17 protein-coding genes are annotated in these 23,589 nt (G+C 71.7%); 13 read left to right on the forward strand and 4 right to left on the reverse strand.

Annotated elements, in window-relative coordinates:
- Positions 1–18 precede the first annotated feature (18 nt).
- Both ABZ454_RS28110 and ABZ454_RS28115 read right to left on the reverse strand, forming a co-directional pair.
- Entirely contained in the window at positions 19–942 is a 924-nt protein-coding gene (locus tag ABZ454_RS28110) for a hypothetical protein (RefSeq protein ID WP_359542037.1), read from the reverse strand.
- Between the two features lie 80 nt (positions 943–1,022).
- Complete coding sequence (locus tag ABZ454_RS28115; RefSeq protein WP_359542039.1) at positions 1,023–2,084, reverse strand: BadF/BadG/BcrA/BcrD ATPase family protein; 1,062 nt, start codon at positions 2,082–2,084, stop codon at positions 1,023–1,025.
- 154 nt (positions 2,085–2,238) lie between these two features.
- Between ABZ454_RS28115 and ABZ454_RS28120 the strand changes: the two genes are divergently transcribed.
- Positions 2,239–2,916 carry a uracil-DNA glycosylase gene (locus tag ABZ454_RS28120; protein WP_356319540.1) on the forward strand — a complete coding sequence of 226 codons (678 nt, stop codon included), beginning with the start codon at positions 2,239–2,241 and terminating at the stop codon, positions 2,914–2,916.
- A gap of 61 nt (positions 2,917–2,977) precedes the next feature.
- On the opposite strand, the gene ABZ454_RS28125 is transcribed toward ABZ454_RS28120, so the two are convergent.
- Positions 2,978–4,063, reverse strand: a complete 1,086-nt coding sequence (locus ABZ454_RS28125; RefSeq protein WP_359542042.1) for an exo-alpha-sialidase — start codon at positions 4,061–4,063, stop codon at positions 2,978–2,980.
- A 447-nt stretch (positions 4,064–4,510) separates the two neighbouring features.
- A complete protein-coding gene (locus tag ABZ454_RS28130; protein WP_356319538.1) occupies positions 4,511–5,569 on the reverse strand; it encodes a LacI family DNA-binding transcriptional regulator in 1,059 nt (352 codons plus the stop codon).
- 214 nt (positions 5,570–5,783) lie between these two features.
- Here ABZ454_RS28130 and ABZ454_RS28135 point away from each other — a divergent pair, with 214 nt between their 5' ends.
- The 12 genes from ABZ454_RS28135 to ABZ454_RS28190 all read left to right on the forward strand — a co-directional run bounded on the left by ABZ454_RS28135 (position 5,784) and on the right by ABZ454_RS28190 (position 23,517).
- The gene (locus ABZ454_RS28135) at positions 5,784–7,034 is read left to right on the forward strand and encodes an extracellular solute-binding protein (RefSeq protein WP_356319537.1); all 1,251 of its coding nucleotides are present in this window, start codon (positions 5,784–5,786) and stop codon (positions 7,032–7,034) included.
- A 2-nt stretch (positions 7,035–7,036) separates the two neighbouring features.
- Positions 7,037–7,966, forward strand: a complete 930-nt coding sequence (locus ABZ454_RS28140) for a sugar ABC transporter permease (protein ID WP_356319536.1) — start codon at positions 7,037–7,039, stop codon at positions 7,964–7,966.
- Positions 7,967–7,970: 4 nt separating this feature from the next.
- Positions 7,971–8,864 (forward strand): carbohydrate ABC transporter permease, encoded by an 894-nt coding sequence (locus ABZ454_RS28145; RefSeq protein ID WP_356319535.1) that lies wholly within the window; start codon positions 7,971–7,973, stop codon positions 8,862–8,864.
- A 51-nt stretch (positions 8,865–8,915) separates the two neighbouring features.
- On the forward strand, positions 8,916–11,330 hold the full coding sequence (locus tag ABZ454_RS28150; RefSeq protein WP_359542045.1) for a glycoside hydrolase family 3 N-terminal domain-containing protein: 2,415 nt from the start codon (positions 8,916–8,918) through the stop codon (positions 11,328–11,330).
- 174 nt (positions 11,331–11,504) lie between these two features.
- On the forward strand, positions 11,505–12,602 hold the full coding sequence (locus ABZ454_RS28155; RefSeq protein WP_359542048.1) for an endo-1,4-beta-xylanase: 1,098 nt from the start codon (positions 11,505–11,507) through the stop codon (positions 12,600–12,602).
- Positions 12,603–12,640: 38 nt separating this feature from the next.
- Positions 12,641–13,909, forward strand: coding sequence for a glucarate dehydratase family protein (locus tag ABZ454_RS28160; RefSeq protein ID WP_359542051.1), 1,269 nt, complete (start codon positions 12,641–12,643; stop codon positions 13,907–13,909).
- A gap of 70 nt (positions 13,910–13,979) precedes the next feature.
- Positions 13,980–15,512 (forward strand): sodium:solute symporter family protein, encoded by a 1,533-nt coding sequence (locus tag ABZ454_RS28165; RefSeq protein WP_356319531.1) that lies wholly within the window; start codon positions 13,980–13,982, stop codon positions 15,510–15,512.
- An 84-nt stretch (positions 15,513–15,596) separates the two neighbouring features.
- Complete coding sequence (locus tag ABZ454_RS28170; RefSeq protein WP_359542055.1) at positions 15,597–18,779, forward strand: glycosyl hydrolase 115 family protein; 3,183 nt, start codon at positions 15,597–15,599, stop codon at positions 18,777–18,779.
- Positions 18,780–18,849: 70 nt separating this feature from the next.
- A complete protein-coding gene (locus ABZ454_RS28175; RefSeq protein ID WP_359542058.1) occupies positions 18,850–19,233 on the forward strand; it encodes a hypothetical protein in 384 nt (127 codons plus the stop codon).
- A gap of 92 nt (positions 19,234–19,325) precedes the next feature.
- The gene (locus tag ABZ454_RS28180) at positions 19,326–19,598 is read left to right on the forward strand and encodes a DUF1876 domain-containing protein (protein ID WP_356319528.1); all 273 of its coding nucleotides are present in this window, start codon (positions 19,326–19,328) and stop codon (positions 19,596–19,598) included.
- A 125-nt stretch (positions 19,599–19,723) separates the two neighbouring features.
- On the forward strand, positions 19,724–20,821 hold the full coding sequence (locus tag ABZ454_RS28185) for an NADH:flavin oxidoreductase/NADH oxidase (RefSeq protein WP_359542061.1): 1,098 nt from the start codon (positions 19,724–19,726) through the stop codon (positions 20,819–20,821).
- Positions 20,822–21,078: 257 nt separating this feature from the next.
- Complete coding sequence (locus ABZ454_RS28190) at positions 21,079–23,517, forward strand: GH92 family glycosyl hydrolase (RefSeq protein WP_359542063.1); 2,439 nt, start codon at positions 21,079–21,081, stop codon at positions 23,515–23,517.
- Positions 23,518–23,589 lie beyond the last annotated feature (72 nt).

Raw genomic sequence — 23,589 nt, forward strand, 5'->3', positions numbered from 1 at the left:
AGCCGCCGGCGGAGCGGATCAGAGGGCCGGAGCCCCCTGCGCCACGGCAGGGGCGATGCCGAGCGTGGTCATGTACATCGACAGCACCAGCTTGCCGATCGCCGGGTACGCGCCGAGGGGCTCGGCGCTCGCGCAGCCGGCCTCCTTCACCGCGGCGTCCAGCAGGCCGTCGGCCACCTCGGGACCCACCAGGTAGGGCGCCACGGCCAGCTGCAGCGAGCCGGAGCCCTTCAGCTGCTCGGCGATCGAGGCGACCGAGCCCTCGACGTCGAGCGCGGCGGCCATCACCGGCACCGCGAGTCGCGCGGCCAGCAGCATGCCGGTGATCCCCGCCGCCTGCACGGCCTCCTCGCCGCCCACGGTGGCCAGGACGATGCCGTCGGCGGCCGTGGCCACGGTGAACAGCCTGGCGCGGTCAGCGCGGGCGAGACCGGCCTCGGAGAGGCGCACGTGCAGCGCCTCGGCGAGCAGCGGGTGCGGGCCGAGCACATCGGTCATCTCGGCCGGAGCCCCGCTGTCCTCGATCGCGCGGCGTATCCCCTGCACCAGCGTGCTGTCGGGCCCCACGAGCAGCGGCACCACGACGGCGGCCGGGCCCTCGGGCTCGGCGACCTCACGACCGGCGGCCTTCGCCTGCTCGAAGCGCGCGACGCGCTCGGCGGCGGCGTGCGCGAGAACGGAGGAAAGGGCGGGGTACTCGGCGTCGTCGCCGTCGAGGTAACCGATCAGGGCGTTCAGGCCGGGCAGCTCGGAGCGGGCGATGCTGATGACTTCTTCGGCCAGACCGCGGCTGGCCGAAGAGGGGGTACCGGGAACGGCGAGAACGAGCGCGGCAGCGCCCTCAGGTGCGACCACAGGCTCCGGGCGGCGGTGCCGTCCGGACTGGCGAGGTCGCGGCATTCGTACAGGCAGGCCGGAAGCGGGCCCAGTGGGGGTGCTCATGGCGCCGCATGCTACTGGTTTTGGGTACCCCGCTGCTCGGGGAGGGGGCGGTCGAGCGTTGTCTGTCCGTATTTATCCGATCAGCCGCTTACCGGCCGACTGTCCTGCTCTGTCTCCTCCGGTAGGTCCGGGTTTCCCCCGGATGGCAACGTGACCCACAGCAGCGTGGGATGGAGCGGCAGCCGCAGGTCCCCGGCGGCCAACGCCTGCGCGATCCGCAGCGAACCGATCAGCGGATCACCCGAACCGGGGACCGCCCGTGCGTGCGGCAGCTGTCGTGCAAGCTCCTCGCGCACCGGCACGATCAGCGGCTCTCCCATCCGGAACAGCCCACCGGCCAGCGCCACTTCGTATCCCGCCTCGTCCGGGCCGCCCTCCGGGCAGACCGCGGCAGCGGCTTCGGCGATGTGTCCGGCGGCGTCGCGGAGGATCGCTGCGGCGACGGGGTCGTGCACCGCGCACGCGGCCACCTCGGGAGCGAACGAGGCGAGGACGGCGGGCCGGTCGCTCCGCGGATAGAGCAGGCCGGGCAGCTCCGGCGCCGGGCCGAACACCGCCTCCAGGCGGGCCAGCAGCGCCGGTGAGCCGCCGCGCCGCCCGTCATGGGCGCGCATCGCCGCGTCGAGCCCGGCCCGCCCGATCCAGGCGCCGCCCCCGCTGTCGCCCAGCAGGTGCCCCCAGCCGTCGGCCCTCCGCCACCGCGTGAGATCCGTACCGAGCGCGATCAGGCCGGTGCCACCCGCCACCACGGCGCCGGGCCGCTGCCCGACCGCGCCCGCGTACGCGGTCACCGCGTCGGCGGCGAGTGCCAGGCGTCGCAGGCCGAGCGCGTCGGCCAGCGCCCCGGGCAGTTCGGCGCGCAGTTGTCCGCCGAGCGTGGCCATGCCCGCCGCCCCGATCGCGGCGGTGGCGATCCGGCCGCCGGCGCCGTGCCGGGCGAGCAGGTCCCGGACGGTGGGCAGCAGCTGCTCGAGGAGGTGGGCGGCGTCGATGCCGCGGGGGCCGGTCCGTACCGGTTCGGCGCACGCCGACGTGGCCAGGGGCGCCTCCCCGTCCACGGTGCCCAGGGCCACCCTCAGCCCGGAACCGCCCGAGTCGACCCCGAGGACGTACTCCCCGGGCCCATGACCGTCTGACTGCATGGAGCGGCTCCCGTAAGCAGAGGAATGACGGCGGCAGCCTATCCCCAGGCGCGCCGCGGGAGACGGGTGGTGTCGCGCCGGTCCGTCCGCCCGCGCGTTCGCGGGTGCGGGGCGGCCGCAGATGACCTGCTGTTACGCCGGTAGGGTGAGGGCTGTGACAGCGCGACCGTTGAACGAAGTGGTGGAGCCCGGCTGGGCCGAGGCGTTGGCCCCCGTGGCGGGGCGCATCGCCGAGATGGGGGATTTCCTGCGCGCGGAGGTCGCGGCGGGCCGCACCTATCTGCCGTCAGGGGCGAACGTCCTGCGTGCGTTTCAGCAGCCGTTCGACGAGGTGCGCGTCCTGATAGTCGGTCAGGACCCCTACCCCACACCGGGGATGGCCATCGGTCTGAGCTTCGCGGTCGCACCCGAGGTGCGTCAGCTTCCGGGCAGCCTGGAGAACATCTACCGCGAGCTGCACACGGACCTGGGGCTGCCCCGCCCGTCGAACGGGGATCTGACCCCGTGGACCCGGCAGGGCGTGCTGCTGCTGAACAGGGCACTGACGACCGCACCCCGCAAGCCGGCCGCCCATCGCGGCAAGGGCTGGGAAGAGGTCACCGAGCAGGCCATCCGCGCCCTGGTCGCACGGGGCACCCCGCTGGTCTCCATCCTGTGGGGCCGCGACGCTCGCAATCTCCGGCCGTCACTGGGGGACTTCCCGGCGATCGAGTCCGCCCATCCGTCCCCCATGTCGGCGGACCGCGGCTTCTTCGGGTCGCGCCCCTTCAGCAAGGCCAACGAACTCCTGACCCGCCAGGGCGCGCAGCCGGTGGACTGGCGCCTGCCGTAGACGCGGGCCCCGGTCGCGGCCGGGCCCCGCGCCCGGTCCAGCGGACGCGCGTGGCGTCCGGTCAGCCGACGGTGGCCGCCCGGACGCACAGGACGTCCGGCAGGTGGGAGGCCAGCTGCTGCCAGCTGTCCCCGTCGTCCGCGCTCGCGTAGACCTCGCCGTTGCGGTTGCCGAAGTACACACCGGTCGGATCGGCGTCGTCCGTGCAGAGGGCGTCGCGCAGCACCGTGCCGTAGTGCGCGCCGTCGGGCAGCCCCGCCGACAGGGGTTCCCAGCTGCCGCCCGCGTCCGTGGTCCGGAAGACGCGGCAGCGGTGCCCGGCCGGCACCCGGTCGGCGTCGGCGTTGATCGGGAAGAGGTACGCCGTGTCGGCGCGGTGCGGGTGCGCCGCCACGGCGAACCCGAAGTCGGAGGGCAGGCCCGCGCCGATGTCCGTCCAGTGGTCACCGGCGTCGTCGCTGCGGAACACGCCCCAGTGGTTCTGGAGATACAGCCGGTCGGGGTCGACCGCGTCCCGGCTGACCTTGTGGACGCACTGGCCGAACTCCGGGTCGGGGTCGGGCAGGAAGACCGCCGACACCCCTCTGTTGGCCGGAACCCAGCTCTCACCGCCGTCCGCCGTCCTGAACACCCCGGCGGTGGAGACGGCGACCGTGACCGACCGCGGGTCCCGCTCGTCCGTCAGTACCGTGTGCAGCCCCTCGCCGCCTCCGCCCGGTACCCACTTCGAGCGCGTCGGATGCTCCCAGAGCGGGCGTACCAGCTCGAACGACTCGCCCCTGTCCCGCGAACGGAACAGCGCGGCGGGCTCGGTGCCCGCGTACACGACGTCGGGCGCCTCCGGGCCCGCCGGGTGCAGCTGCCAGACCCGCTCCAGCGACGTCCCGGTGAACTCCGGGAACTTCACGGCCGGTTGCTTCGGCTCGACCCAGCTGGCGCCCAGGTCGTCGGAGTGGAAGACGGACGGGCCCCAGTGCGCGCTGTCGCCGCCCACCAGCAGCCGGGGGACGTCCCCACGCTTGTCGATGCCGATCGAGTAGATCGCCTGCGCGTTGAAATGCGGTCCTGCGAACTCCCAAGTCCCGCCGCTCCTGCGGCCGATGAAGAGCCCCTTGCGGGTGCCGACGGTGAGCAGAACATCGGTCATGACCGAACCTCCCGAAACGCCGTTGTGTCGGACGGGAAGCCGGGGACGACGCGTGAGCGGAAGGCGGACGCGGTCCGGCGCGTGCGTTCGCGAGGTGCCGGGATGTCCCCGTGGCGGGTCGGCCAGGGCATCCCGGCAACGCGGGAAACGTGCGTACCAGGGCGTGGCCGCCCGGTCGCAGGTCGCCCGACAGCCTCTCAGGGCCAGTCTGCACCCGGGCACTGACAGGGGCGCGCAGGACAGGTCCGACACCGGCGCTTCGGCGGCGGGCGGAAGCCGGTGGACCGGAAGGCCCGCGCACCGACGAGCAGGACCGCCGACCGTTCGAGCGTCCCCCGGCGGGCCGGGGACGATCCTCCATCCTCCTGACGCCCGGATCGTCCGGGGTGGCGTCCCGGAGGCGTCACGCCGCGACGGCCCGCCCGCCCGCCGTCGCGGTGGTCCCGGTCAGCTGCTGGGCGCGGCCGTGCTGCTGCGCACCACCAGGTTGGTGGCCAGGTCGACCCGGGTGGTCGCGGGCTGCCGGCCCCGCCCGAGGTCCAGGACCAGCCGGGCCGCGGTCTCGGCCATCTCGATGAGCGGCTGGCGCACCGTGGTCAGCGGCGGCCCGATCCAGCGGGTGAGCGGCAGGTCGTCGAAGCCGACCACGCTCAGGTCCTCGGGAATGCGCAGTCCCAGTTCGCGCGCGGCCTCGTACACGCCGAGCGCCTGCAGGTCGTTCCCGGCGAAGATGGCGGTCGGCCGGTCAGCCAGGCGCAGCAGTTCCATGCCCGTGGTGTAGCCGGCCTCGTGCTGGAACTCGCCCTCGCGGATCAGATCGGGGTCGATCGGCAGGCCCGCGGTCTCCAGGGCGGCACGGTAGCCGTCCACCCGGGCGCGGCTGCACATCATGCGCGAGGGGCCGCTGACGACGCCGATCCTGCGGTGCCCGAGCCCGGTGAGGTGGCGGGTGGCGGCGAGACCGCCCTGCCAGTTCGTCGTCCCGACCGACGGGACGTCGTCGCCGGGGTCGCCGGCCGGGTCGACCACCGCGTACGGAATGTTGCGGCTGGTCAGCTGGGCGCGCTGGGCGGCGGTGAGGTCCGACAGCACCAGGATCACCCCGACCGGCCTGCGGGCCAGCACGCCGTCCACCCACGTCTGCCCGGGGGTGAGGCGGCCCGCGCTCTCCGAGAGCACCAGGCTCAGGCCCTCCTCGCGTGCCACGTTCTCCACGCCGCGCACGACCTCCATGGCCCACGCGCTGTCCAGCTCGTGGAAGACCAGATCGATCAGCTGCGACTGGGTCGTCGAGCCGCGTCTGCGCCGGTAGCCGTGGAGCAGCAGCAACTCCTCGACCTTCGTGCGCGTGCCGGGGGCGACATCGGCCCGCCCGTTCAGCACTTTCGAAACTGTCGGAGCCGAGACTCCGGCCGCTCGGGCGATTTCCGCCAAGGTGGCGGTGCCGTCCGACGACTCGCCGGCCGGCGCATTCTCCTGATGTGACTGGACGTTTGCGGGGCTCATGCAGGGAATCGTAACTGCCCGCCGCAAGGAGGGAGGGGTGGACCCCTGGGGAAAATTGCTTCGTCCGGACCTCTTGACTGGCTCGAAACACGACCGTACGGTTCCGGCAACATTCGCAAGCAGGGCCGAAACATTCGACAGAGGTGCGGTCATGGGGTCGGGAATTTTCACTCAGAGTACGCGGGCGGCGAGATGGACCGCGGCCGGTGCGGCCATGCTCATGGCGGGCGTGCTGGCGGGCTGCGGCTCGGGCGGCGACAGTGGCGGTGACGGCGGCGGGACCCTCACCGCGTACGTCTACGGCGACGACGCGGTCAAGATCCAGGAGGCCGCGGTCAAGGAGTTCAACAAGACCTCGAAGGTCAAGGTCAAGTTGATCCCGGTGCCGGGCACCGAGTACGTCAACAAGCTGCGCAGCGCCATGGGCTCGCCCAGCGCCCCGGACATCTTCTACAACTGGGGCGGCGGCTCCATCAAGCCGTACCTCGACGCGGGCCAGCTGGTCGACCTGACCTCGACCGTCAAGAACGACGCCACCCTCAAGGACGGCTTCCTCCCGTCCATCGTCGAGGCCGGCAGCCTCGACGGAAAGATCTACGGGGTGCCGATGCGCGGCATGCAGCCCGTGATGCTCTTCTACAACAAGAAGCTCTTCGCCGAGAACAAGCTGGAGGTCCCCAAGACCTGGGAGGAGCTCCAGCACGTCATCACCACGTTCAAGGGCAAGGGCATCACCCCGTTCGCGCTCGGCGGCCAGGAGAAGTGGCCCGAGCTGATGTGGATGGAGTACCTGCTCGACCGGATCGGCGGCCCCGAGGTCTTCAAGAAGATCCAGAACGGCGACTCCTCCGCGTGGGGCGACCCCGCCGTCCTCAAGTCCGCCCAGACCGTCAAGGCGCTGGTCGACGACGGAGCCTTCGGCAAGAACTTCAACTCCGTCGACTACGGCAGCGGCGCCGCCCCCACCCTGCTCAGCAAGGGCAAGGCGGCCATGCACCTGATGGGTTCGTGGGAGTACTCGACGCAGCTCGGCAAGGCGCCCGAGTTCGCCAAGAACGACCTCGGCTGGGCCAACTTCCCGACCGTGGCCGGCGGCGTCGGGGACCCGGCCGACGTGGTGGGCAACCCCACGAACTACTGGTCGATCAACTCCCGCACCAAGCACAAGGACGCGGCCATCGCCTTCCTCAAGACCATGGCGTCCAAGACCTACGCCAAGGCCCTGGTCGACAACGGCGACGTTCCGACCACGTCCAACGCCGCCTCCATGCTGAGCGGTTCGCCCAACCCGACGTACGCGACCGACCAGTACAACATGGTCCAGAAGGCCCCGAGCTTCACGCTCTCGTGGGACCAGGCGCTGGAGTCCCGTTACGCCACCCCGCTGCTCACCGAGATCAGCAAGCTGTTCGCCGGCAAGTCCACGCCCGAGCAGTTCGTCGCCGCGATGAAGGCCGTCAAGTAACAATGTCCCACGTCTCTTCGTACAAAAAGGTGCGCGGAGGAAGGAAGGCGGCCGTCGGCAACGTCGGCCGCCCGTCGGTCGCCTGGGCCGTGCCCGGCATCGTCTTCTTCGCACTCTTCGCGATCGTCCCGCTGGCGATCGCCGTCTACCTCTCCTTCTGCCGCTGGGACGGGCTGAACTCCCCGACCCCCATCGGCATGGGCAACTGGACCCGGCTGTTCAAGGATCCGGAGTTCCGCCAGGCCGCCTGGCTCAGCCTGCTGCTCACCTCGATCAGCTGGGCGTTCCAGACCCCCGTGGCGCTGCTCCTCGGTGTCTGGGCGGCGGGCAGGCAGCGCAGCCGGGCCGTGCTCTCGGCGGTCTTCTTCATCCCGCTGCTGCTCTCCACGACGGCCATCGCGATGCTGTTCCACGCCCTGCTCGACCCCAACTTCGGCGTGATCAGGACCATCGGGCCCTGGTTCGGCATCGACCCGAACATCATGGGCTCGTCCACCGGCGCCCTGCTCACCGTGGCGTTCGTCGGCGGCTGGCAGTTCATGCCCTTCCACACCCTGATCTACCAGGGCGGCACCCGGCAGATCCCCCAGGTGCTGTACCAGGCGGCGGAGATCGACGGGGCGGGCATGTTCCGCCAGTTCTTCCACATCACCCTGCCGCAACTGCGCCACACCATCACGACCTCCTCGGTCCTGATGATCGTCGGCTCGCTGACCTACTTCGACACCGTACTGATCATGACCAGGGGCGGCCCCGGCACGGACACCACCGTGCTGCCGTACCTCATGTACCGCACCGGTTTCCAGACCTACGACCTCGGCTATGCCGCGGCGATCGCAACGGCCCTGGTCGTGGTGGCCACCGCCCTGTCGCTGATCCTGGTCCGCTTCAGCGGCTTCGGGAACATGCGGTCCACCCGGGAAGGTATGTGACGAGATGTCAATCGACACCCGCCCCGTGGCGCGCCCCGCGTCGCCCGTGACCCGGAGCCGGCTGGCCGCCGCACGACGGCGCAAGAAGTGGGGCAACCCGCTGGCCGGTCTCGGCTCGGTGGTCTGGCTCGTGCTCGTGGTCGTCCCGCTGTACACGCTGATCTCCTCGTCGCTCATGCGCCAGGACGAGGCGCTCAACGGCGATCCGCTGGCCCTCCCGACCGACCCCACGCTCGAGAACTACCGCACCGTGCTGGACAGCGGGTTCTCCACGATGCTCACCAACACGGCGATCGTCGCCGTGGCCACGGTGGCCATCGTCCTGGTGCTCGCGGTGCCCGTCGCCTATGTCGCCGTACGGACCCGCAGCCGGCTCTCCTCGCTCGCCTTCCGGACCTTCCTGCTCGGCGTCGCGATCCCCGCGCAGGCCGTGATCGTGCCGCTCTACCTGCTCATCAGCAAGATGGGCCTGTACGACAGCCTGCCGGCGATCATCCTGCCGACGGCCGCGTTCGCGATGCCGGTGGCGGTGCTGATCCTCAGCGGCACCATGCGTGACGTCTCCGAGGAGATGTACGAGGCGATGGCGCTCGACGGCGCGACGCCCCTGCGGATGCTGTGGCAGCTGGCGATCCCGATGTCCAAGGGCGGCATCAGCACGGTGGCGATCTACACGGCCCTCCAGGCGTGGAACGGCTTCCTCTTCCCGCTGATCCTGACCCAGTCGGAGGAGAACCGCGTGCTGACCCTCGGTCTCTTCAACTTCATGTCCCAGTTCGGGATGAACATCCCTGCCGTGCTGGCCGCGATCGTGCTCTCCGTCGTGCCGATCTTCGCCGTGTACCTCGTGGCACGGAAGGCACTGGTCAACGGACTGATGGGGGTGGGCGGCAAGTAGCGCTGAACGCCGCCCCGCACCACCGCACTCATGAGAGGAACCCCTGCCCCCATGGCAATCCCCGCAGTCCCGCACGCCCGCAGCACACAAGCGGCCCCGGCCGTCGACGGCCCCTGGCGCGACCCCTCCCTCACCCCGGAGGAGCGGGTGGCCGACCTGATCCCCCGGATGAACCTGGAGGAGAAGGCCGCCCAGCTGTACGGAGTCTGGGTGGGCGCCGACGCCGAAGGCGACGGAGTCGCACCGCACCAGAACGACATGGTCGACGACATCGACTGGGACGACCTCACCACCCGCGGCCTCGGCCAGCTCACCCGCCCGTTCGGCACGGCCCCGGTCGACCCCGGTGTCGGCGCCCTCGCCCTGGCCCGGGCCCAGGGGCGGATCGTCGAGGCCGGACGCTTCGGCATCCCGGCCCTCGCCCACGAGGAGTGCCTGGCCGGCTTCACCGCCTGGGGGGCCACCGCCTACCCCGTCCCCCTGTCGTGGGGCGCGGCCTGGAACCCGGAGTTGGTCGCCGAGATGGCCCACCGGATCGGCGCCGACATGCGTGCGGTCGGTGTCCACCAGGGGCTGGCTCCCGTGCTGGACGTGGTGCGCGACCTGCGCTGGGGCCGGGTCGAGGAGACCATCGGCGAGGACCCGTATCTGGTGGCCACCATCGGCACCGCCTACGTCCGCGGGCTGGAGTCCGCCGGGATCATCGCCACTCTCAAGCACTTCGCGGGCTACGCGTCCTCGGCCGGCGCCCGCAACCTCGCGCCGGTGCGGGCCGGGGTCCGCGAGATGGCGGACGTGGTCCTGCCGCCCTTCGAGATGGCGCTGCGGGAGGGCGGGGCACGTTCGGTGATGCACTCCTACGCCGAGATCGACGGCGTGCCCGCGGCCGCCGATCCGGCCCTGCTCACCAAACTCCTCCGGGACACCTGGGGCTTCACCGGGACCGTCGTCGCCGACTACTTCGGCATCGGCTTCCTGGAGACCCTGCACAAGGTCGCCGCCGACCGCGCGGGCGCCGCCCGGCTCGCCCTGGGCGCCGGCGTCGACGTGGAGCTGCCCACCGTCCGCAGCTACGGCGACGTCCTCGTCGCCGCCGTACGGGACGGGGCCGTCGACGAGGCGCTCGTCGACCGGGCCCTGCACCGCGTGCTGCTGCAGAAGTGCGAACTGGGACTGCTCGACCCGGACTGGTCGCCCCTGCCCGCCGTGCTGAAGGGCGCGGACCCCGAGCAGGCCCGTGACACCGTCGACCTCGACCCTCCGGAGAACCGGGCGCTGGCCCGGGAACTCGCCGAACAGGCCTGTGTGCTGCTCGCCAACCCGGGCGGCACGCTGCCCCTGCGGGACGCCGGCCGGATCGCGGTGGTCGGGCCCCGCGCCGACGACGCGCTGGCGATGCTCGGCTGCTACTCCTTCCCCAGCCACGTGGGCGTCTCGCATCCCGAGTCCGAGATGGGGATCGACGTGCCGACGGTGCTGGAGTCGCTGCGCGGGGAGTTCCCCGGCTCCGACGTCGGCTTCGCCGCCGGCTGCGAGGTGGACGGCACGGACACGTCCCGGATCGCGGAGGCCGTGCGGCTGGCGGGGGACGCCGATGTCTGCGTCGCCGTGCTCGGCGACCGGGCCGGTCTCTTCGGCCGCGGCACGTCCGGCGAGGGCTGCGACGCGGCCGACCTCTCGCTGCCCGGTGTGCAGGGCGAGCTCCTCGACGCCCTGCTGGCCACCGGCACCCCGGTGGTCCTGGTGCTGCTGACCGGCCGCCCGTACGGGCTGGGACGCTGGGCGGACCGGACGGCAGCGGTCGTGCAGGCCTTCTTCCCGGGCGAGGAGGGCGGTCCGGCGCTGGCCGGGGTGCTCTCCGGCCGGGTCAACCCCTCGGGCCGGCTGCCGGTGAGCATTCCGCAGGGTGCGGGCGGTCAGCCGTGGACGTACCTGCAGCCGCCGCTGGGACTGGCGAGCGGGGTCAGCAACCTGGACCCGACACCGCTCTACGCCTTCGGGCACGGCCTCTCGTACACGACCTTCGACTGGGGGCAGGGCGACCCCGCCCCGGCCGAGATCCCCACCGACGGCTCCGCCGACATCGAGGTCACGGTCCGCAACACCGGGGAGCGCGAGGGCGCCGAAGTGGTGCAGCTCTACCTCCACGACCCGGTGGCCCAGACCACCCGGCCGCAGGCACGGCTGATCGGCTACGCCCGGGTCCCGCTCGCCGCCGGCGCGGCCGCCCGGGTCCGGTTCCGCTTCCACGCTGACCTGGCGTCCTTCACCGGCGTCGGAGGCACCCGCGTCGTCGAGCCCGGCGAGCTCGAACTGCGGCTCGCCACTTCCAGCGACGCCGCCGACGTCCGCCGGACGGCACGGCTGCTGCTCACCGGCCCCGAGCGCGTCGTCGACCACCGGCGACAGCTCGTCTGCGGCACCTCGGTCGAACCCGCCCCCGTACCGGAGCCGGCCGTCCACTGACCGGCGCCGCCCGCACAGCCGCACCATCCCTGTCGTGAACCTCCCCGCTGCCACCGCGCGGCTTTCCCGCCGGCTGCGGGGAGGTTCACGAAACTTTCGAAGCATCTTCATCGAACGCGCGTCGATCCCGGGGCCTGGTTCCGGTACAGGCGCGTCCACCGAAAGGGATATGTCATGCGCAAGACAACGCAGGCCGCCATGATCGGCACGGCCGCAGCGGCCCTGCTGGTCTCCTCCTTCACCCTCAGCGCCTCGGCGGCCCCGGAGCACTCCGGCTCCCACGGGAAGCCGAAGCCCCCCGCCGCCGGCACCCTGGGAGCTCTCGGCGAGCGGGCCGACCTGCGCATCGGCACGGCGGTCGACATGGCCGCCCTGGCGGCCGACGCGCCCTACCGCGCCAAGGCCGCGGGCGAGTTCAGCTCCGTCACTCCCGAGAACGTCATGAAGTGGGAGGTCGTCGAGCCGCAACGGGGCGCCTACGACTGGGCGGCGGCCGACGAGCTGGTCGACTTCGCCCGGGCCAACGGACAGCTGGTGCGCGGACACACCCTGGTCTGGCACAACCAGCTCCCCGCCTGGCTCACCGGCGGCGACTTCAGCGCCGACGAACTGCGCGCCATCCTGCGCAAGCACATCACCGACGAGGCCGGTCACTTCAAGGGCCGGATCTGGCAGTGGGACGTCGTCAACGAGGCCTTCAACGACGACGGGACCCTGCGCGACAGCATCTGGCTGCGCAAGCTCGGCCCCGGCTACATCGCCGACGCCTTCCGCTGGGCCCACCAGGCCGACCCCAAGGCCAAGCTGTTCATCAACGACTACAACATCGAGGGCGTCAACGCCAAGAGCACGGCGCTCTACAACCTCGTCGTGGAGCTGCGCAAGCAGCACGTGCCGATCGACGGCGTCGGCATCCAGGGGCACCTCTCCGTCCAGTACAACGCCCCGCACGACATCGCGGACAACATGAAGCGGTTCGACGACCTCGGTCTGGAGACCGCGATCACCGAGGCCGACGTCCGCGTCCCGATGCCCTCCGACAGCACCAAGCAGGAGGCCCAGGCGGAGGGGTACGACGTGCTGCTGCGCGGCTGCCTGCTCACCCGCCACTGCACCGACTTCACCGTGTGGGGCTTCACCGACAAGTACTCCTGGGTGCCCGGCACCTTCGCGGGTGAGGGCGCGGCCAACCTCCTGGACGAGAACTACGCGGCCAAGCCCGCGTACACGGCCCTGACCGAGGACCTGAAGCTCGCCGCCGGCCGGGACTGAGGAGGATGCGATGACCACGGTCACGGAAGGGCGCCGCGATGACTGACAGCCTCCGGATCACCGGAGTGAGGATCACCCCGGTGGCTTTCCGGGACCCGGCGTTGCTGAACGCCGTGGGCGTGCACGAACCGTACGCCCTGCGGGCGATCGTCGAGGTCGACACCGGCGAAGGGCTCGTCGGCCTCGGCGAGACCTACGCCGACGAGAGCCATCTGCGCCGCCTGCGGGCGGCCGCGGACGCCCTCACCGGGATGGACGTGTACGCGCTCGGCGCCATGCACCGCAAGGTGGCCGAGGCCCTCGCCGGGGACGACGGCACCGGCGGCTCGGGACTGACCGGGATGATCACCACCAGCAGCGCCGTCGACCGGGTCTTCTCCCCGTTCGAGGTCGCCTGTCTGGACCTCCAGGGGAAGGCCGCCGGCCGCCCGGTCAGCGACCTTCTGGGCGGGGCGGTGCGGGACTCCGTCCCCTTCAGCGCCTACCTCTTCTACAAGTGGGCGGGACATCCCGGCGCCGAACCCGACGACTGGGGCGAGGCGTCGGACCCGGACGCCGTGGTCGCCCAGGCCCGGCGCATGATCACCGAGTACGGGTTCACCGCGATCAAGCTCAAGGGCGGCGTCCGGCCGCCGGAGGAGGAGATCGAGGCGGTGCTCGCCCTGCGCGAGGCCTTCCCCGGAGTCCCGTTGCGGCTGGACCCGAACGCGGCCTGGAGCGTGCCCACTTCGGTCGCGGTGGCCCGCCGCCTGGAGGGGGTCCTGGAATACCTGGAGGACCCCACTCCCGGCCTGGCGGGCATGGCGGAGGTGGCGCGGCAGACCCCGATCCCGCTCGCCACCAACATGTGCGTCGTCGCCTTCGAGCATCTGGCGCCCGCCGTCGAGCAGGGCTCCGTCCAGGTGGTGCTCTCCGACCACCACTACTGGGGCGGTCTGCACCGCTCGAAGCTGCTCTCCGGAATCTGCGACACCTTCGGCGTGGGGCTGTCCATGCACTCCAACTCCCATCTCGGCATCAGCCTCGCCGCGATGACCCACCTGGCAGCCGCCACCCCTCACCTCACCTACGCCTGTGACACCCACTGGCCGTGGAAGACGGAGGAGGTCGTCGAGCCCGGCGTACTCGCCTTCACCGACGGGTCCGTGCAGGTCCCCAAGGGGCCGGGGCTCGGTGTCGAGCTCGACCGGGACGCGCTGGCCAGGCTGCACGAGCAGTACCTCGGCTGCGGTCTGCGCAACCGGGACGACACCGGCTACATGCGCCGGATCGTCCCGGGCTACGAGAAGAAGTCGCCGCGCTGGTGACCCGCCGCGGAGCCCGCCGCCGGCTCCGCGGCCCCCTCCCCACCCCTTCACAGGACATCGAGGATCTCTCATGGCCCCTCTCGACTGGGCCGCCCTGGGCGGCTACTTCCTGGTGATGCTGCTCATCGGCCTCTGGTCGCACAAGCGCGTCGGTGACGTCAGCGACTACTTCACCGGTGGCGGCCGGATGCCCTGGTGGCTCTCCGGCATCTCCCACCACATGTCCGGCTACAGCGCCGCCGTGTTCGTCGCGTACGCCGCCATCGCGTACAGCTACGGGATCACCGTCTACGTCTGGGCCTTCCTGCCGCTCGCCCTCGGCACCGGCGTCGGCGCCTGGCTGTTCGCCCCGCGCTGGAACCGGCTGCGGCAGCGGTACGCGGTGGCGTCGCCGCTGGAGTACCTCGCCAAGCGGTACAACGTCCCCACCCAGCAGGCCCTCGCGTGGAGCGGCGCCCTGCTCAAGGTCTTCGACGTCGCCGCCAAGTGGGCGTCGGTGGCGGTCCTGCTCAACGTGTTCACCGGTATGTCCATGACCGCCGGCATCCTGATCACCGGCGTGGTCACCCTGCTCTACTGCACCGTCGGCGGACTGTGGGCCGACGCGCTCACCGACTTCGGCCAGTTCATCATCCAGGGCTTCGCGGCGCTGGCCATGGTCTGGGTCGTCCTCGACCGGCTCGGCGACGGCATATCCGGCCTCGGCACGATCTGGCACCGGCTGCCGGAGGGCCACGGCCACCCGCTGGTCGGTCCGTACACCGCGACCTTCCTCGGCGCGTACGTCGTCGTGAAGCTCTTCGAGTACAACGGCGGCATGTGGAACCTGGCCCAGCGCTACATGGCCACGGACACCCCGAAGGCCGCCCGGCGCTCGGCCGGGCTCTCCGCCGTGCTGTACGTGGTGTGGCCCGCGGTCCTGCTGTTCCCGCCGCTCGCCGCGGCCGTGCTGCTGCCGGACATCACCGAGCCGCAGAAGGTCTACGCACTGATGGCGGAGTCGTATCTGCCCGCCGGTCTGGTGGGGCTGACGCTCGCGGGGATGTTCTCCCACACGATGGCCATGGCCTCCTCCGACGCCAACGCGGTCTCCGCCGTCGTGACCCGGGACATCATCCCGGCCCTCGTCCGCGGAGCCAGGGACCTGTCCGCGGCGACCGGGCTGCTCATCGCCCGGGTCTGCACGGTCGTGTTCATCACCATCAGCATGGTCGTCGCCATCGAGGCCGATCACTTCGGCGGGGTGCTGGGCATCATCGTCGGCCTGGTCGCGGCCGTGATGGGACCGATCTCCATCCCGATGCTGCTCGGCCTGCTGCCCCTCTTCCGCCGGTGCGGTCCGCGGGCCGCGCTGTCCTCCTGGGGGCTCGGGCTGATCGGCTACGTGCTGGTGAAGTTCGTCCTCGACAGCACCGACCAGACCCTGGTCATCGTCACCCCGCTGGTGACCTCGCTGGTGGTGTACGTCGTCGCCGGGCTGCTCGCCCCCGAACCCGACGAGACGGCCGACGCGATCGTCGCGGCGGTCTCGGGCCCCGACGGCGACGACGAGCCGGCCGCGGCCGCGCGGCCGCAGCCCGTGGTGCCCGGCTCCGCCGGCTGACCCGCGCCGGGGCCCCTACCGGAGAACCGTTCCGGGCACTGATCCACCCAATTTGTCATGAGTATGAACAAATAGGAGAGCAGTATGGACGACAACGTCCCGCAGTACGCCGGCCGCAGAGCGGTACTGGGGCTCGGACTGGGCCTCACCGCACTCACCGCGACCCCCCTCGGCTCCCTCCTCGGCCTGTCGGCCGAGGCGTCCGCGAGCGGCCACGGTCCCGCGGTGCGGCCGACGGACCCCGGCGCGTACATCTCGTTCACCCCCCGGCGCGGCAGCTTCGCCCTGGTCAGGAACGGGCGAGCGGTCCCGATCCTGGTCAGCGACCGCGACTGGGCGGGTGTCGTCCGGGTGGCGGGTGACCTGCAGAGCGATCTCGAACGGGTCACCGGCACGCGCCCCACGCTCTCGCACGGCGCGGTGCCCCAGGGGCGCGAGATCACGATCATCGGCACGGTGGGCCGCAGCCCGCTGATCGACGGACTCGTCGCCCGGGGCAAGCTCGACGTCTCCGCGATCCGGGGCAAGTGGGAGACCAGCCTCCAGACCGTCGTCGACAAGCCGCTGCCCGGCGTCGACCGGGCCTTCGTGATCGCGGGCAGTGACCAGCGCGGCACGATCTACGGCACGTACGACGTCTCGCGCGGGATCGGCGTCTCGCCCTGGTACTGGTGGGACGACGTCACCCCCGTACACCGGGACGAGATCCACGTGCTGCCCGGCCGTCACACCCAGGGCACCCCCGCCGTGAAGTACCGCGGCTTCTTCATCAACGACGAGAACCCGGCGCTCGGCACCTGGGCCCCCGCCTACTTCGGCCCCGGCAAGGCGCCCGGCTTCGAGGGCGGCTTCAACGCCGACTTCTACGCCAGGATCTTCGAGGTCATGCTCCGCCTCAAGGCCAACTACCTCTGGCCGGCCGTGTGGGGACGCGCGTTCGCCGAGGACGACCCGCTCAACCACGCCACCGCCAAGGCGTACGGCGTCGTCATGGGCACCTCGCACGAGGCCCCCATGATGCGCGGCATCGAGGAGTGGAACCGGCACGCGGTCGCGGCGGTGCGCGACAGCGCCGGCGCCATCACCACCCCCGGTCACGACCCCTACGGCGGCACCGGCGAATGGTCCTTCCGCCGCAACGCCGAGGCGCTCAAGGACTACTGGGCCGAGGGCATCCGCCGGATGAAGGACGAGGACTTCGAGGGCGTCGTCACCCTCGGCATGCGCGGGAACGGCGACGTCAGCCTGCCCGACGGCGACGGCATCGAGCTGATGACGGAGATCATCGCCACCCAGCGCGAGATCCTGGCCGAGGTCTCCGGCAGGGACGTCACCACCATTCCGCAGGTCTGGACCCTCTACAAGGAGGTCCAGCGCTACTGGGACCGCGGACTGCGGGTCCCCGACGACGTCACCGTGGTGCTCACCGACGACAACTGGGCGAACATCCGCAAGCTGCCCGACCTGGAGAACGAGGCGCGCGAGGGCGGTTACGGCCTCTACTACCACTTCGACTACGTCGGGGTCGGCCGCAACTACAAGTGGGTGGACACGGCGTCCCTGCCGAACATGTGGGACCAGCTCCACCAGTCCGTCGCCTACGGGAACCACGGTCTGTGGGTCACCAACGTCGGCGACCTCAAGGGCAACGAACTGCCCACCCAGTTCTTCCTGGAGTACGCCTGGAACCCCGAGCGCTGGACCCTGGACCGGCTGCCCGAGTGGGAGGAGCGGTACGCCCGGCAGAACTTCGGCGAGAAGCAGGCAGCCGAGGTGGCCGCCGTCCTGCGCGCCTACGCCCGGCTCCAGTCGCGGCGCAAGCCCGAACTGCTCAACCGCAAGATCACCCTCGACCCGGCCAAGGACCCCGCCAAGGACGGCTCCGCGATCGTGTACGACGACGGGGCGACCCCGTTCAGCATCGTCGACTACCGCGAACTGGAACGTGTCACCGAGGAATGGCGGGAGCTCGGCGCCGAGGCCGAGCGGGTCGGGCGCCGGCTGCCGGCCTCCGCCCAGGACGCCTGGTACGAACTGGTCGGCTACGAGGTCACGGCCACCGCCAACCTGTACGCGCTGCGCGAGGCGGAGTTCACCAACCTGCACTACGCCGCCCAGGGCCGGGCCCGCACCAACGACCTGGCGGCCGTCGCCGAGGCCCGGCTCGCCGATGACCTGGCCCTGGCCGACCGCTTCAACACCCAGGTCGCCGACGGCAAGTGGCAGGGCTTCCAGACCCAGCCGCACATCGACTACGGCGACGTGGCCCGGTACGGCCCGAACGCGCCCTGGCAGCAGCCCGAGATCAACAACGTCGCGCTCAAGGACGTGATCTTCCCCGCGGTGAAGCGGATCGAGCTGCCCGCCGGCGCCGGGATGGGCGTCGCCGTCGACGGCTCGGCCGCATGGTGGCCGCACGAGCAGAGCCCGGCCGTGCTGCCGGTCTTCAGCCCGTACCAGAGCCAGCCCGCCCAGTACATCGAGGTCTTCAACCGGGGCCGCGCGCCGTTCGACTACCGCGTGCGCACCGGCGCCTCCTGGCTGACCGCGGACCGCGTCCGGGGCCGGGTCGAGCAGCAGGACCGGATCACCCTGCGCGTCGACTGGGCGAGGGCCCCGGAGGGGGTCACCGAGGTGCCGGTCACCGTCACCGGCCCGGACGGCCTGGAGGTGGTCGTCACGGCGGTCGTCGACCGTCCCGCCCTGTCCCGCTCGCGCCTCGACGGCTTCGTCGAGGCCAACGGGTACGTCTCCATCGAGGCCGACCACTACAGCCGGGCCGTCGACGGCGGCGGCATCCACTGGCAGCGCATCCCGGACATCGGACGGACCGGAGCCGGGATGGAACCCTTCCCGGTCACCGCGGCCCGGCAGACCCCCGGCGGCGACAGCCCGCGGCTGGAGTACCGCGTCAGTCTGTTCACCACCGGCCCGGTCACCGTCCACGCGTACCTGTCGCCCCGCAACAACCCGCTGCCGACCGACGGGCTCACCTACGCGGTCTCCTTCGACGACGCCGCACCGCAGTCGGTGAACGTCACGAAGGTGACGGGGGCCGACGACGGCACCATGAACGCGCAGTGGGCGCGCAACACCTCCGACAACGTCAACATCACCAGGACGGTGCACCACGTCGGCGCCGCCGGAGTGCATGTGCTGAAATTCTGGATGGTCGACCCCACGGTGGTGCTGCAGAACCTGGTGATCGACACCGGCGGTCTCAAGCCCAGCTACCTGGGCCCGCCGGAGAGCCTCCGGCTGCGCTGAGCCCGGGGGCCCGGGCCATGTCCCGTCCGGCGCGTGACGCGCCGGGCGGGACGCAGAGGAGAGCAGAGCGATGACGAGCGAGAACGAGGACACCGGCGCGCCCGCCGGAGACCTGGAGATCACCCCCGTCGGTGCGGGGGTCGAGATCAGGGCCACGGCGTCGACCGGCGCACTCGCCTTCGTCTGCACCCCGGCCCGGGCCCGGGAACTGGCCACCGCTCTCGGCCTCGCGGCGGACGAGGCCGAGAGCGCGCGGTCGGCGGACCCGGTCACCGTCAGGGCGGACGGACTGCGCCGCGGAGACGTGCGCGACGGCGACCGCGCCATGACGGTGGACTCCGTCCGGATCGACGGGGCCACCGCCCACATCACCTGGAAGTCGGGCGCCGGACGCAGCTGGACCCAGCTCTACGACGCCGGCACCCGCATCACGCTGCGCCGCCGCGGCCGGTAGTCCGGGCAACCCGTGGTCCTCCGCGTCCGCCCTGCCATGCGCGCCCGGGGGAGGGGGCGCACCCTGGAGGGGAGACTCCGGAGGTGAGCGCCATGACACAGACGGCTGTCGGATGGCACATCGAGCTGGAATTCGAGGAAGACACCCACCGCACCCGCGCGGCCGCCCTGGTGCGGCTGTCCGACGGGAGCGAGGTGCGCGCCCACGGCTACGCCAGCCGCCATCCCTCCGACTCCGAACAGCCCAGGGTGGGCGAGGAGATCGCGGGGGCCCGCGCACTCAACGAACTGGCGATGAAACTGCTGACCAAGGCCCACGACGAGATCGACGAGGCGTCCGGCCGTTCGTCGTACCCGCTGACCTGACGCGTCGCGCGTAACGGGCTCCTCGTTTCGCCCCTTGTACGGGAGGCGTCGTAATTTGACGGACGTCGTAGTACGGGATGTATCGTACTAGCGATCCTTCCGTACCCGGCGAAACGGAGTCCGTCGTGAGTGCCCTTTTCGAGCCCTTCACCCTGAGGTCGCTTGTCGTGCCCAACCGGGTATGGATGGCACCCATGTGCCAGTACTGCGCCGCGGTGGAGGGCCCCGGGACGGGTGTCCCCACCGACTGGCACTTCGCCCATCTCGCCGCCCGCGCCGTCGGCGGCACCGGTCTGATCCTCACCGAGGCGACGGCCGTCAGCCCGGAGGGGCGCATCAGCCCGGCCGACCTCGGCATCTGGAACGACACCCAGGTCGCGGCCTTCCGCCGCATCACGGACTTCGTCAAGGCCCAGGGATCGGCCGTGGGCATCCAGCTGGCGCACGCCGGCCGGAAGGCCTCCACCGCGGCCCCCTGGACCGGCGGCGGACCGGTCGGCCCCGACGCCCACGGCTGGACGCCCGTCGCCCCCAGCCCACTGCCCTTCGACACCGGCTACCCCGTCCCGCACGAGCTGACCGTGGACGAGATCCAGGCCGTCGTCGCCGACTTCCGCGAGGCCGCGCGCCGCGCGCTCGAGGCGGGATTCCAGGTCGTCGAGGTGCACGGCGCGCACGGCTACCTCGTCGGACAGTTCCTGTCGCCGCACAGCAACCACCGCACCGACGCGTACGGCGGCAGCTACGACAACCGCGTCCGCTTCGCCCTCCAGGTCGTCGACGCCGTACGGGAGGTGTGGCCCGAGGACCTGCCCGTCTTCTTCCGCATCTCGGCGACGGACTGGCTCACCGAGAACGCCGAGGACGAGCGCGAGGGCTGGACCGCGGACGAGACCGTACGGCTGGCCGAGGAACTCCGGGCGCACGGCGTCGACCTGCTGGACGTCTCCACCGGCGGAAACGCCCCCCGCGCACGCATCGAGACCGGCCCCGGCTACCAGGTCCCCTTCGCCGAGCGCGTGAAGCGGGAGACCTCGCTTCCCGTCGCCGCCGTCGGTCTGATCACCGACCCGCAGCAGGCCGAGAAGATCCTCGCCGAGGGCAGCGCGGACGCCGTGCTCCTCGGACGCGAACTGCTGCGCAGCCCGTCCTGGGCGCAGTACGCGGCCCGCGAGCTGAGCGACCGCGCCCACGCCCCCGAGCAGTACGCGTACGCGATCTGACCGAACCGGCCCGAAGCCCTTCCCGCGCGTCCCGTCCGGCCGTCCTGCGACGCCTGGGCGGGCGGACGGGAAGGGCGGTTGCGTATGTGCCGTCCGGATCGCGGCATCCGTTCACCGCGCATTCATCCGGGATGACGGCTGAGGCATTCCCTCCCGCGCCACAGGGACCTACGCTCGGCGGCGAATCGATCAACGTTGCGACCGGCCGGACCCGGCCACTGACAACGTTGTCCGGACTCCCTGGAAGGTACCGCGACATGCCCCCCAGACAGCTGACCGCGACGCGGCGCCTCGCCGCGCGAACAGCCGCCGTGGTCGTCACCGGCGCGCTGGCCGCCGCCGTCCTGCCCGCCGCCGCACAGGCCGCGGCACCCGTCACCCGGCCCACCGCCTACGTGGACCCGCTGATCGGCAGCGCCAACGGCGGCAACACCTTTCCCGGCGCCACGCTCCCGTACGGGATGATCGCCTGGTCGCCGACGAGCACCAGAGGCGACCAGACGAGCACCGGCGCCGCGAACGGTTACGAGTACGGCGCCACCCGGTTGCGCGGACTGAGCCTCACCCACGTCAACGGCGCCGGATGCAACCCCGGCGCGGCCGGCGACATCCCGATCATGCCGTTCGTCGGTGACGTCACCTCGTCGCCGTCCGCCGACACCAAGGACGCCGTCTACGCGGCGGACTTCTCGCACGACGACGAGCGAGCCGTTCCGGGCCGTTACACCCTCGGCCTCGACTCGGGGGCCACCGCCGATCTCGCGGTGAGCCGCCGCGCCGGCGTGGCCGACTTCTCGTTCCCGGCCGGGAAGCCCGCCAACCTCCTCTTCCGCGTCTCCAACTCGCTCAACGGCAGCGAGGACGCCGAGGTGAAGATCGACACAGCGCACCGCAAGGTGACGGGGTCGGTGCTCACCGGCGCGTTCTGCGGCCGGCGGGCCAACGGCGGCACCAACAACCGCAAGAGCTACTACCGCCTCTACTTCAGCGCCTCCTTCGACCGCGCCTTCTCCTCGACCGGCACCTGGAAGGACGGCACGCTCGCCCCCGGCTCGACCGCGGGCAGCGGTGGCGAGGGCTACGCCACCGGAGCGGACCGGGCAGGCCGCGGATCGGGCGGCTGGGTCGGCTTCGACACCACGTCCGACAACGACGTCCACATGCGGATCGGCATCTCCTACGTCAGCCAGGCGGGCGCCGAGACCAACCTGAGGAAGGAAATCGCACCGCGCGCCGGCGTGGACGAGGTCGCGGCCGCCGCGAGCCGGGCCTGGGACCGCGAACTGAGCTCCGTCCGCACGGGCGGCGGTACCGAGGCGCAGCGCACCACCTTCTACACCGCGCTGTACCACTCCCTCATGCAGCCCAACCTGATCAGCGACACCGACGGGCGCTACCCCGGCATGGACGGCGCGCCCCACCGGATCGAGCGCGGGCAGGGGGCGCAGTACAGCAACTTCTCCGGCTGGGACCAGTACCGCGCGCAGATACAACTGCTCGCCCTCCTCAAGCCGGACGTCGCCGGTGACTTCGCCCAGTCGCTGTACAACTTCGCCCGGCAGAACGGCGGCGTGTGGGACCGCTGGGTCCACATCAACGGCGCCACCCACGTCATGACCGGCGACCCCACCGCGGCCACCCTTGCCACGTTCTACGCCATGGGGGTACGGAACTTCGACTACGAGGGCGCGTACGAGTCGCTGGCGCGCCAGGCGACCGTTCCCGTCGACGACGGGCTCTCGGACGCGGGCTGTCCGGGTCAGTGCACCGGTCAGCGGCCCAACCTGGCCCAGTACCTGGCGTCCCACTACGCGCCGCAGGACGTGTGCCACTGCTGGGGCGGCGCCGCCGAGACGCTGGAGGACGCGGTCGCCGACGCCGCACTCGGCCGCTGGGCGCGACTGCTCGGGCGGGACGAGGAGGCAGCGGCGTTCGAGGAGCGCGGTGGCTGGTGGCGCAACGTGTACAACCCCGAGGCCACGGACGGAGCCGGCGCCCACGGCTACATCCAGGCCCGCAACCTCGACGGTTCCTGGGTCACGCCGTTCAGCCCCGGCAGTGACCGGGGATTCGCCCAGGGCACCAGCGCCACGTACACCTGGATGGTCCCGCAGGACGTCCAGGGGCTCGCCGAGGCGATGGGCGGCCGGGACGTGGCGGCGCAGCGTCTGGACGGCTTCTTCCACAAGGCGGACGGCTCCTGGTCGGTCAAGGGCGGTGACGCCGTGCGCTACGACCCGACGAACGAGCCCGGTATCCACGCCCCTTGGCTCTACAACGCTCTCGGGCAGCCCTGGAAGACCCAGGAGACCGTCCGCGAGATCCTGGACACGGTCTACGGGACGGGCCCGAGCGGTCTGCCCGGCAACGACGACCTGGGCACCATGTCCGCCTGGTACGTCTTCTCCGCGCTGGGTCTGTATCCGCAGACGCCGGGCGGCGCCGCATTCCTGCTGGGAGCGCCGCTGTTCCCGAAGGCGGTGATCGACCGGCCGCACGGCAAGGACATCACCATCAGCGCACCGGCGGCCGGCGCCGGCCATCCCTACATCGACGCGGTGACGGTCGACGGGCGTGCCCACGAACGGTCGTGGACGGACGCGAGCCTGCTCACGCGGGGCGGATCGCTGGCCTACCGGCTGGCCCCGACGGCCAACACCTCGTGGGCCACGGCTCCTTCGGGGCTGCCGCGGTAGAGCGGCAAAGCTGCCGCGCCGGATCGCCGCGTTCCTGAGCGGCGATCCGGCGCGGGCGGTGCGCGCGTCCGG

The organism is Streptomyces sp. NPDC005803, assembly GCF_040630435.1.
Classification (GTDB): Bacteria; Actinomycetota; Actinomycetes; order Streptomycetales; family Streptomycetaceae; genus Streptomyces.

Coding starts and splice junctions, on each gene's coding strand:
- ABZ454_RS28110 (WP_359542037.1), bottom strand. CDS start 942: ATGAGCACCCCCACTGGGCCCGCTTCCGGCCTGCCTGTACGAATGCCG.
- ABZ454_RS28115 (WP_359542039.1), bottom strand. CDS start 2,084: ATGCAGTCAGACGGTCATGGGCCCGGGGAGTACGTCCTCGGGGTCGAC.
- ABZ454_RS28125 (WP_359542042.1), bottom strand. CDS start 4,063: ATGACCGATGTTCTGCTCACCGTCGGCACCCGCAAGGGGCTCTTCATC.
- ABZ454_RS28130 (WP_356319538.1), bottom strand. CDS start 5,569: ATGAGCCCCGCAAACGTCCAGTCACATCAGGAGAATGCGCCGGCCGGC.
- ABZ454_RS28135 (WP_356319537.1), top strand. CDS start 5,784: ATGCTCATGGCGGGCGTGCTGGCGGGCTGCGGCTCGGGCGGCGACAGT.
- ABZ454_RS28140 (WP_356319536.1), top strand. CDS start 7,037: ATGTCCCACGTCTCTTCGTACAAAAAGGTGCGCGGAGGAAGGAAGGCG.
- ABZ454_RS28145 (WP_356319535.1), top strand. CDS start 7,971: ATGTCAATCGACACCCGCCCCGTGGCGCGCCCCGCGTCGCCCGTGACC.
- ABZ454_RS28150 (WP_359542045.1), top strand. CDS start 8,916: ATGGCAATCCCCGCAGTCCCGCACGCCCGCAGCACACAAGCGGCCCCG.
- ABZ454_RS28155 (WP_359542048.1), top strand. CDS start 11,505: ATGCGCAAGACAACGCAGGCCGCCATGATCGGCACGGCCGCAGCGGCC.
- ABZ454_RS28160 (WP_359542051.1), top strand. CDS start 12,641: ATGACTGACAGCCTCCGGATCACCGGAGTGAGGATCACCCCGGTGGCT.
- ABZ454_RS28165 (WP_356319531.1), top strand. CDS start 13,980: ATGGCCCCTCTCGACTGGGCCGCCCTGGGCGGCTACTTCCTGGTGATG.
- ABZ454_RS28170 (WP_359542055.1), top strand. CDS start 15,597: ATGGACGACAACGTCCCGCAGTACGCCGGCCGCAGAGCGGTACTGGGG.
- ABZ454_RS28175 (WP_359542058.1), top strand. CDS start 18,850: ATGACGAGCGAGAACGAGGACACCGGCGCGCCCGCCGGAGACCTGGAG.
- ABZ454_RS28180 (WP_356319528.1), top strand. CDS start 19,326: ATGACACAGACGGCTGTCGGATGGCACATCGAGCTGGAATTCGAGGAA.
- ABZ454_RS28190 (WP_359542063.1), top strand. CDS start 21,079: ATGCCCCCCAGACAGCTGACCGCGACGCGGCGCCTCGCCGCGCGAACA.